This window comes from Pseudoselenomonas caprae (assembly GCF_008271345.1).
GTDB lineage: Bacteria > Bacillota > Negativicutes > Selenomonadales > Selenomonadaceae > Selenomonas_A > Selenomonas_A caprae.
The window spans coordinates 100,114-110,566 of record NZ_VTOZ01000001.1 but is presented as its reverse complement, the minus strand read 5'-3'; the positions used below and the strand labels follow the sequence as shown (position 1 = coordinate 110,566).

Here is a 10,453-nt window from a genome sequence, read left to right as displayed (position 1 = left end):
CCCTTATTTAAACAGATCCACTAGCTGCTTGCCAATGAGCACCGTCGTCATGATGATGAACAGCGGCCGCACATAGCCCGTCCCCTTGGAAAGCGCCATGCGCGCGCCACACCAGGCCCCGGCAATCATCGAAAGTCCCATCGGAATCGCATACGAGAAATCCACGAGGCCAAAATAGGTGAACAATACCGCCGCCGCGATATTGCTGGCAAAGTTCAAGGCCCGTGCATTCGCAGCCGCCCCGATGAAATCAAAGCCGGCCATCAGGAAGGCGAACAACAGGAATGAGCCTGTCCCTGGGCCGAAAAAGCCATCGTAGAATCCAAACGAAAAGGCCACCAGGCAGGAGAGCACGAGCAGACGCGCCGACATGCCCGCATAGTGGTTCTCCCGGCCCCAGTCCTTCTTCAGCACACTATACAGGAGCACCGCCACGAGCATGACGACGACAAGCGGCCGCAGGATATCCGGCGGCACCAGGCGCACCGCCAGCACCCCCAGCCCCGAACCGATCAGGGACAGCGGGAACAGCCGCTTGATCAGCCACATATCCACCTTGCCCGACTTCACGAACGCCACAAAGCTCGTCAGCGCTCCCATGACGGCCGCCGCCTTGTTCGTGCCGAGCACCGTCACCGGCGGCAGCCCCGTCCACATCAGAGCCGGGATCGAGATAAGCCCGCCGCCGCCGACCACCGAGTCGATGAACGAGGCCATAAAACCAAAAAACACCAGAAATCCCAGTGTCTGTATATCCAGTAATTCCATGCACACACCCCACTATGCCACTCATTTATCTTCTATTATAACAGAATCCCCACACGCCGAAAAGAAAACACGCGGTATTCCCCAATCTCTCCTGCCTTGATCTGCCCATCCGGCAGGAAAAACGGGCACGCATGAAGAAATATATCCTGTTCTCAAATTTTAAGATAGGTGATTTTCTTGGCACAATATTTTATCCGACATCCCCTGCAGGCAATCGTATTGGCGGTTCTGCTGACCTTATCCGGCCTGATAGCCGCCTTCCGCCTGCCCATAGCAGAATATCCCGGCATCATGCCCCCGACAGTTTCCGTATCAGCCACCTATCAAGGTGCCGACGCTGCCGTCGTGCAGGATACCGTAGCCAGCGTCATCGAAGCGGAAATCCGTGGCCTCGATGGCTTGCGCGCCATGACCTCGAACTCCGATGCCGCCGGAAACTACAAGCTGGATATCGAATTCGCCCCCGGCATCGACGGCGAGATCGCCGCCGCCAGCGTGCAGAACCGGGTCGCTACGGTCCTGCCCTCACTGCCACAGACCGTACAGAACTACGGCGTGACCACCAGCCGTTCCATGCCCGGCATGGTTTTTGCCATGTCGCTTTGCTCACCGCACGGAACATATGACAGCATTTTCTTGCAGGATTACGCCAAAACCTATTTCCTCGACAGGATAAAACGCATTCCCGGCGTCGGCAGTGTCGACGAATACACCGAAGACTATGCCATGCGCATTTGGCTGCATCCCGACAAACTCGCGGCCAAGAATCTTGTCATCGCCGATGTGCTCACCGCCGTCCAGGAGCAGAACACCCAGCCGACGGCCGGCACCTTAGGCAAGATGCCAACCGCCAAAGGTCAGGAACATCAGCTGGTAGGCCGTGTGAAGAACAAACGGCAGACACCTGCGGATTTCGGCAGCATCATCCTGCCCTCATCCCAACCCAACGAACTCATCCGCCTGCGGGATGTCGCCACGGTGACGGAAGGCCGCCGCGACACCCGCTATGTCTCCTATCAGGATGGGCTGGAAGCCGCCTCCTTCAGCATCTCTCTGACCGACAGCGCCAACGCCTTGGAAACCATCGGCGAAGTGAAGAAAGTATTGGCCGAGGCCCAGCAGATGTTCCCGCCGGATATGGAATACCGCATCGTCGTAGATCAGACAAGCTTCATCCAGGAATCCATGACTGAGGTCGCCTATACCTTTGGCGAGGCTCTGCTGCTGGTTGCACTCATCGTTTATCTATTCCTCGGCAACAGCCGGGCTACCCTGATCACACTGCTGACCGTACCTGTCTCCTTGATCGCAACGTTCTTCTTCTTCTACCTCGGCGATTACTCCTTGAACCTTCTGACCTTGTTCGCCTTAATCCTGGCTATCGGCCTCGTGGTGGACGATGCCATTGTCATCATCGAAAGCGTATCAAGGCATCTGGAACGCGGTCTGCCAGTGAAAGCGGCGGCGTCCGCCGCCATGGCTGAGGTGCAGGCCCCCATACTGGCCATTGCCTTCGTGCTGGCAGCAGTTTTCGTCCCAGTAGCTTTCCTGCCGGGAATGACGGGGACGCTTTACCGTCAGTTCGCCTTGACATTGGTCGTGTCCATGGGCATCTCGGCCTTTGCAGCCCTATCGCTGACCCCCGCTCTATGCGTGCTGCTGCTGCGCCCGCAAGACCAGCAGGCCAGGAAGAACTGGCTGCTGGCACATGCGGACCGCCTGCTGCGGCGGGTCGAGCGGACCTATCGGCACCATCTCGGCCATTGGCTCCGCCGCAGCCGCTTGGCATTGACCTTGCTGGTTCTGCTGACCGCCGGCACCATCGGGCTCTATCTGCTGCTCCCGCAGGAGTTCCTGCCTGAGGAAGACCAGGGCTATGTCATCGCGGGGCTGAAGCTGCCCGCTGGCACCTCGCTGAATCACACCGCTGAATCCCTGAACCACCTGTCCGCAGCGATCCAAGGACACCCGGCTGTAAAAGCCGTCATCGGCATCGGCGGGACAGATCTGCTCAGTGACAATACCCGCCCTGACGCGGGCGTGCTCTTCATCGCCTTGAAAGACTGGTCCGACCGCCTTGACGAGAGGCAGAGTGTAGACGATTTCCTGGAATGGCTGGATGGCGAAGCCAGACAGTCTGTCCCCGAAGCAGAGGTCATGGGCACCAATCCGCCCGCCATCCCCGAACTAGGCATGACAGGCGGTGCCTCCATGCATCTGCTGGATCTTTCGGGCCATTCCGAGACCGAACTGCAGGCTGCCGTCGCCAAGGTCACTGCCGCCGCCAAGGAGCACCCGGAAATCGGCGAAGTCGAAGCCGACTTTACACTGAACACGCCCTATGCCGACTTCACGGTAGATGAGGACAAAGCAAAACTCCTGGGCGTGGAACTGACCGATATATACAGTGCCCTGCAAGTGAATTTCGGCGGCGAAGAGGTGAATGACCTCGTCCGTCACGGACAGGTCTACAAGGTAGTCGTGCAGGCTGCCACACCCTTCCGCCAAGGAATGGAAGCATTGCGCTTCCTGCGCGTCCGCAGCGGCGATGGGACAATGATCCCTTTGGACACGCTGGTGAAGGCCGAACGGTCCTCAGGCCCCATCAACATATCCCGTTATGATGGTGTCCGCAGTGTCCATTTCGAGCTCAGCCCCAGCGATGGCTATTCGACCGGCGAAGCCATGGATGCCATGGAGCAGGCCGTGCATGAAGCTGCACCGCAAGGCTTCCAGCTCGCCTGGACAGGGACCAGCCGTCATGCCCAGGAGGCCCAGAGCGATACCGCTATCCTGCTGGTATTGTCGCTGGTCTTCGTCTTCCTGTGCCTGACCTTCATCTACGAGTCCTGGCGCCTGCCTTGGGCCGTGCTGCTGTCCGTGCCGGTAGGCATAGGCGGCGCCCTCCTGTCGGAAGCCATTGCCCAGCAGCCCGGCAGTCTCTACATGCAGATCGGCATCCTGCTGGTCATAGCGCTGGCAGCGAAAAACGCCATCCTCATCGTAGAGTTCGCCAAGCAGCGGCAGGCACATGGAATGCCCGTGCTACGGGCTGCCGTGACGGCTGCCAAGCTGCGGCTGCGCCCCATACTGATGACTTCGGTGGCTTTCATTGCCGGCTGCCTGCCGCTGGCGCTGGCAGCTGGCGCTGGCAGCGGTGCCCGCAGCAATATGGGCATCGCCGTAGTAGGCGGCATGACCGTCGCCACCCTGCTGGGTATTTTCATCATTCCTGTGCTTTATATCGCGGTAGCTCCCAAGGGGAAACGACCGCCAACGGATAAGGAGGATATCATTTGAACATGGATTCTTGGGCCGACCGGCTATACAGCCTCTGGCTGTCCCTTTGGCACCGTCTGACCTGGCAGGTTCTCCTCGCCTTCGGCGCTGGCATATTCCTCTGGCGGAATCTGCTGCTGCCGATGGTGGGCGATGACTATTCCTATGCTTTCATCTGGGATGGTGCCAATGCTGGCAACCTCATGGACGGCATTGGCCCACGGCAGAAAATCACGTCCTTTGCCGATCTGGCAGCCTCCCAATGGTCACATTATTTCACCTGGGGCGGACGGGTTCCCGCCCTGCTTACGGCGCAATTCTTCGCCTGGCAGGGCGGCGGCAGCCGTTTACTGTTCGCCATTGCCACTACCTTGGTCTTTGTGCTGCTGGTATGCCTGCTCTTCTGGCTGGCAGCTGGCCGCATCGAAGCACTGGACAAATGCAGGGCTGCCCTGCTGCTCCTGCTGCTGGGACTATTCTTTACCGTCCCCGCCTATATCTATACGATGGTCTGGATGACAGGCGCCTGCGTATACCTATGGACAGCCGCGGCGATCTGTGCCTTCCTGCTGCCCTACAGCCTTGCCTACTGGCAAACCGATTTCTGGCAAGAATCCCAGTGGTATTGTCTCCCAGCCATGGCTTTGCTGGGACTGCTGGCAGGCTGGTCCATTGAAGCTGGCAGCATTGCCACCGTCTTGCTGGCCCTAGCCTTCCTGCTGCTCTTCCATCGGCAGGGACGGCTGCAGAGCTGGCAGCTGGCAGGCTTTGCGGGGCTTGTGACTGGTATGCTTCTCCTCATGCTGGCGCCTGGCAGCCTCATGCGTATAAAACTGATGCGCGAACTGGCGCCTGACTACACCATGCCTGCGGAACTCATGTGGACCCCACTCATGTTCCTGTATAATTTCGTGGAAGGATTCCTGCCCGTACTCATCGGCGAGCTGCCCCTGTTCCTCCCCATCCTGCTTTATTTCTGGAAGGGGAACCGGCGCCGCGCTCTGACACAGTACATCCTGCTGTGGATCTGCGGTAATTTCCTGGTGCTCTCCGCCATGATGTTTTCGCCGGATTTCCGTGCACATGCGGGGTACCACGGCGTGATCTTCCTGCTGATTGCCTCAGCTGCCGCCATGCGCGCGATCCAGCCCATGCTTGCTGCCTGGTGCCAGACCATGCGCAAAGCCCGCCTGCTTACCGCTACGGCCGGCTTTTCTGTGCTGCTTGTCTGGCTAGCAGCCACCGTGCTGTGCCTGGTCATCGAGACTTCCTACAACCAGCAATGGGCAGCGCGCTGGACAATCATCGCCAAACACCGGCAGGACGATCCGATAGTCGTTCCCGCCATCGAGATCCCCTGGCATCTTGACAAAGTGGCGGGCAACCGCTCCTTGACAGAAGTACTGCTGATGTTCGGCGCGGACCTTGAAAGCAATCCCCAGGATAATCGTTCCAATATCTTTGCCCAATATCACGGCCTCAAAGGTATTGTCATCGACAAAAACATCGACTGGGGAAAATACGGGGAGGAAAACGAATGGTAAAAAAATGTCTATCCTGGCAGGGGATACTGCTGCTATTCCTAGGGCTGTTCTTCCTGCGCAACTGGATGCTGCCTATGGTGTCAGATGATATTCCCTACGCCTTCATCTGGGATGGTGCCGACCGGGGGAATCTGCTGGACGGCGTCGGGCCGCGCCAGCGCATCAGCTCCTTCGAGGATATCATCGTCAGCCAGTGGTCCCATTACATGACCTGGGGCGGACGCATATTGGGCATCGGCCTTACCCAGTTCTTTGCCTGGCAGGGTAAGGAACTGTTCAACATCCTGAATACGCTGGTATTCGGCGGTCTTATGCTGCTGCTGTTCCGCATCGGCACCGGTCTTTCCCTGCCGAAAATGAACCGGACCTATATGCTCTGGCTCGTATTTAGTTTTTGGTTCCTGCTGCCTGACCCGTTTCTTACCACCTTGTGGATGTGCGGCAGCTGTGTGTTCCTATGGATGGGGCTGCTGGAGTTTCTCTTCCTGCTACCCTTTGCCCTGAAATACTGGCAGCCGGATTTCTGGCAGGAGGCCCCTCGCTGGACGGTGCCCTTGATGGCCGTCAGCGGTTTGTGTGCCGGCTGGTCCGTGGAGACAGGAGCAGCAGCGACAGGCCTCATCACCTTGCTGGCTTTGTGGCATTTCAAAAGGCAGCACCAGCTGCAGCCTTGGATGGTGACAGGCTTTGTCTTCCTGTGCCTGGGCGGCATCATGCTGGTACAGGCCCCTGGCGAGATGGTACGGCTGGAGCTGCAGCGGCTATACGAGTACAATCCCGGCTTGCCAGCGGATATGTACTGGACGCCCTTGATGTTCAGCATCAATTTCCTGGAATGCTTCTGGCCCGTGACCAAGCTCTGGCTGCCCTTATTGCTGATCCTCATCGTTTACTGGCGGCAGCTGCCCCAGGGCCAACGCTGGAACAAGGATACCAAGTTCCAGGCGGTCATGCTGGCAGGCGCGCTGAGCGTCATGATTGTCATGATGTTCGTGCCAATAGCTCCCGCCCGGGCGGGCTTCTTCTCCACGGCAGCTGTGATAGCTGCTTCGCTCTCGGCGCTCAAAGAGCTGCTGCCCCAACAGGCAGGATTCTATCAGCGCCATAAAGGCGCCTGCCAGGCTGCGCTGGCCGGCGTGCTGGCCCTATGCCTGTCCACCGCAGCCTTTCTCTGCTATGTGGAATGGGATGTCCGCAATCAATGGCTGGGACGGATAGACTATATCAATGCCCATCAGGATCAGGAGCTTGTGATCGTGCACCAGATCGATGTCCCGCCCTTCGCCAATGCAATCTGCGAACATTGGACCTGTGTCACCTGGAACACTGATGTGCTGGCCTGGGGCTCTGACCTCGAGCCTCGTCCCGAGGGCAGCCATAATCTCATGTACGCCCAGTATTACGGCTGGAAAAAAGTCATGACCGACGGCGAAGACCGCCGTGTAGAATAAAACAACCTACAAATCAGATGGAGTGAATACTATGTCATTGGAAATCACCACGAAACTCACAGGAACACTTTTGCAGGTCAAGCTGACTGGCCGGCTTGACGCCATAGAGGCCCCAGCCCTTGAACAGGAACTTACCGCCATCCCCGCTGGCAGCCAGAACATCGAACTGGACGTTTCCGAACTCAGCTATATCGCCTCTGCTGGCCTGCGCTCACTGCTGATGGCCAAAAGAACAGCAGATAAACAGAATGTAGAGCTGGTCATCAAAGACCCGCAGCAGGCAATCAAAGAAGTCTTTGACATCACTGGCTTCAACAAATTCCTGAAAATCATCTATTCGGAACAGGAAGCAGAACCGCTGGCTGCCCCGCAGGGCTTCTATCCCCTGCGGCCAGTCCAGCGCTGGCTTGTGGATACCCATTTCCACAAGGCCAACTCCACCATGATGAATGTCGGCGCACTGGGCAAACTGGATGACAGCGTGGATATGGAGCGGCTGGCTGAAGCAGTGAACGGCGTGCTGAATGCCCACGATGTCTTCCGCTGCCGGCTGGTATTCCATCCCGATACCGGAGAGATCTGCCAGCGCTTCGACGGCAGTGTGAAGAAGATCGTCGTCGAGACTTTGTCGGAGGAGGCCTTTGCCCAGCGCAAGCTGGAGCTAGAAAAGCCCTTCCAGCTCATCGACCGCCCCTTGTACCGCATCTATCTGATGGTGACCCCCTCAGGCAAATTCATCTATGAAGATTTCTACCATGCCATCATGGACGGCACGGCCATCTGCCTGCTGTTCTGGCGTGAAATGGACATGCGCTACCAAGGCAAGAAAATCCGCCGCCAGGCTGGCAGCTACGCCGACTATGTGCTGGAGGAGCATCGGGAACTGCAGACCGGAGCAGAGGAGGGCCATGACTACTGGCGGCAGCAGCTCGCAGGCTTCGATACCCAGAAGCACCTGCCCCCCATGGACAGGCAGGATGATGGCAAATGGCACGAAAGCCAGGTCATCTGCGAAATCCAGAATATCCGGCACGACTTCTTCCGGGAGCGCGGCACCAATGAACACAGCTTCATGCTGGGGGCGGCGATGCTGGCCATGGCCAAAGTCACCGGCGAAAAAGAAGTCATCATGAGCTGGGTGCATCATGCCCGCAACTCGGCCAAGGAACTCCGCCTGATGGGGCTCATGCTGAATCAGCTGCCCATCCGCAGTACCCTGCGGGAAGATATGACCGCCGCCCAGTTCCTGCAGTCTGTGGAAGCGAAAGTCCAGCAGGGCCTTTCCTATGCCCGCAGCCTTGATGCGGTATATAACGAAGACTTGGAAGGCGAATGCGCCAGCTTCATCCTGCAAAAGAATACCGATGCCAAAGCCGCCTTTGTCTTGGACGGCAAGCCTATCACCATCCAGGATATGCCCGCCAACAAGAGATCAGCCGCCGAAAACGTGCTGGATATCGCCTTGACGGCGCTCGATGACGGCAGCTACACCTTGACGCTGACCTATGATGCCAGCCGTTATTCTGAGACGATGATGCAGCGTTATGCCACTGCCTTCGATGAAATGCTGCTGGCCATGCAGGCAGAGGATCGCTGCCTGGCGGAGATACTGTCGTGAACCGGCTGAGCTTCTTTGGCCCCAAGACGGTCATCTCCACCCGCTTCCGTTCGGTCTTCACAGCGGCCATGTTCTCCATGGTCAGTGCCTACACCCTGATTCTTACGGACAATGTAGCGGCAGGACAACTGGTGAGCAAAGAAGCCGTCATGAGCATGACGCTGGTCTTCCCCTTGATCACCTTCATCATCTTTGTCAGCTACCTGATAGCTGACGGCTTGGTCATGATGATTTCCTATGCCATGGGCAGAGGTGACCGCAGACAGGTCGACAATCTGTTCAGCCTTGGGGTGCTTTCGGCACTGGGTACGGGTATCCTGTTCACCGCCGGAATGTATCTGCTGCGACAGGATATCCTGTCGTTCTGGCATATCTCACCGCATCTCATGAGCTACGCCAGTGACTATTACAACGGCCTGCTGTTCTATGCGCCTCTCATGTTCCTGAATGTATTCTTTTACACCGTCTTTGTGGCGGAAGGGCAGGAACGTGTCTGCGTCATCGGCTCAGTCTGCGCCTTCATGGTCAATGTCGTGCTGGACATCCTGCTCTGCCTGCACATCGGCGTCATGGGCGTCAGCATTGCCACCTCCTGCGGCCTTGGCGCCTCTATCCTGGTGCAGCTCTACTTCCTGCACGGGCACCGCAGCCGGCTGCATTTCCACTGGTACTGGAACACCCGGGAGGTCCTGCGCGGTATTTTTTTCAGCTTCTACCACTCACTGGATACGCTGCTGCTGGCAATACTTCCCGTAGCATTGACCCACTGCGTGCTGGCTCATTTCGACGAAGCGCATATCATCGTAGTGACCGTCGTCGTGAACCTGCTCACGCTCATCATCGCCATCTACACGGGAATCGTGGACTGCCTGCAGCCCATGATCTGCCAATACCATGCCGAAAACAACCTGCACAGCATCCAGAAGACCATGACGACCGGCATACGGGTAACCAGTCTTGTCAGCCTGCTCCTTATCGCAGCTGGCATGGCTGGCGCAGGCATCCTGCCCCAGCTCTTTGGCGTGAAGGATGCACAGATGGTCGCAGAAGTTGCCGCCGCCGTACGCTGTTTCCTAATCTTCATCGTATTCTTGGGCTGCACGCTCATGTACAGCAATTACTATATCTACATCGAAAGAAGGAACTATGGCGCTCTGCTGAAAGCAATCCTGCTGCTCGGCCTGCCCTGGCTGGGGATGGAAATCGGAGCCAGCAGCTCACTGAACGGGATGTTCCTGGGAACCAGTGCCGCCTTCCTCGCTGCGTTTGGCCTCAACTGCTGGTGGACGCGCCAGGAAGGGCTCTTGTTCCTGGATACGGATATACTCAACCGACAGTATTCCTATGATGTCGATTGCACAGCAAACGCCGTAGTCGCACTGTCCCAGCAGGTGGAGCAGGTACTGGCTGGCCGGGGCATTTCGCCACGCCGCTGCAACCGTGTTGCCTTGCTGATAGAGGAAATCGGCGTCCATGCCAGTGAACGCGCTGCAGGCATCCCCTTCCAGATGGAATTCTCCATCCTGCTCGGCAAACGTCCTGACGACGACATCACCATGATCATCCGGGACAATGGCGCCCCCTATGATATCTTCCAGAAAACCGAGCAAGGAAAATATACCTTCCGCGAATACTTCATCGACTCCATTACCACCAGCTTCCCTCGCCGCACCTACTGGATCAGCGGCGATGAGAACCGCATGATCCTGGTAGTCGGTTCGCTATGAAAAAAGGCTATTGCCGAAGTGAACATCTCACTTCGGCAATAGCCTTTCGTTTATCCAGGAATCAAT

General features: G+C 57.6%; 6 protein-coding genes. 5 read left to right on the top strand and 1 reads right to left on the bottom strand.

What is annotated here, in order from left to right:
- Positions 1-3: 3 nt before the first annotated feature.
- Positions 4-768: a TSUP family transporter gene (locus FZ041_RS00505; RefSeq protein WP_173373080.1), complete on the bottom strand. Its 765-nt coding sequence runs from the start codon at positions 766-768 to the stop codon at positions 4-6.
- Between the two features lie 177 nt (positions 769-945).
- Between FZ041_RS00505 and FZ041_RS00500 the strand changes: the two genes are divergently transcribed.
- From FZ041_RS00500 to FZ041_RS00480, 5 genes are read left to right on the top strand one after another with little or no spacing between them, the layout of a single operon-like run.
- Positions 946-4,068 carry an efflux RND transporter permease subunit gene (locus tag FZ041_RS00500; RefSeq protein WP_187626266.1) on the top strand — a complete coding sequence of 1,041 codons (3,123 nt, stop codon included), beginning with the start codon at positions 946-948 and terminating at the stop codon, positions 4,066-4,068.
- Between the two features lie 2 nt (positions 4,069-4,070).
- Entirely contained in the window at positions 4,071-5,591 is a 1,521-nt protein-coding gene (locus FZ041_RS00495; protein WP_255449183.1) for a DUF3329 domain-containing protein, read from the top strand.
- Entirely contained in the window at positions 5,585-7,042 is a 1,458-nt protein-coding gene (locus tag FZ041_RS00490; RefSeq protein ID WP_149188166.1) for a DUF3329 domain-containing protein, read from the top strand. The genes FZ041_RS00495 and FZ041_RS00490 overlap by 7 nt, the downstream gene beginning before the upstream one ends.
- 31 nt (positions 7,043-7,073) lie before the next feature.
- Entirely contained in the window at positions 7,074-8,660 is a 1,587-nt protein-coding gene (locus FZ041_RS00485) for an anti-sigma factor antagonist (RefSeq protein WP_149188165.1), read from the top strand.
- Entirely contained in the window at positions 8,657-10,387 is a 1,731-nt protein-coding gene (locus FZ041_RS00480) for an MATE family efflux transporter (protein WP_149188164.1), read from the top strand. Before FZ041_RS00485 ends, FZ041_RS00480 begins: the two co-directional genes overlap by 4 nt.
- Positions 10,388-10,453 lie beyond the last annotated feature (66 nt).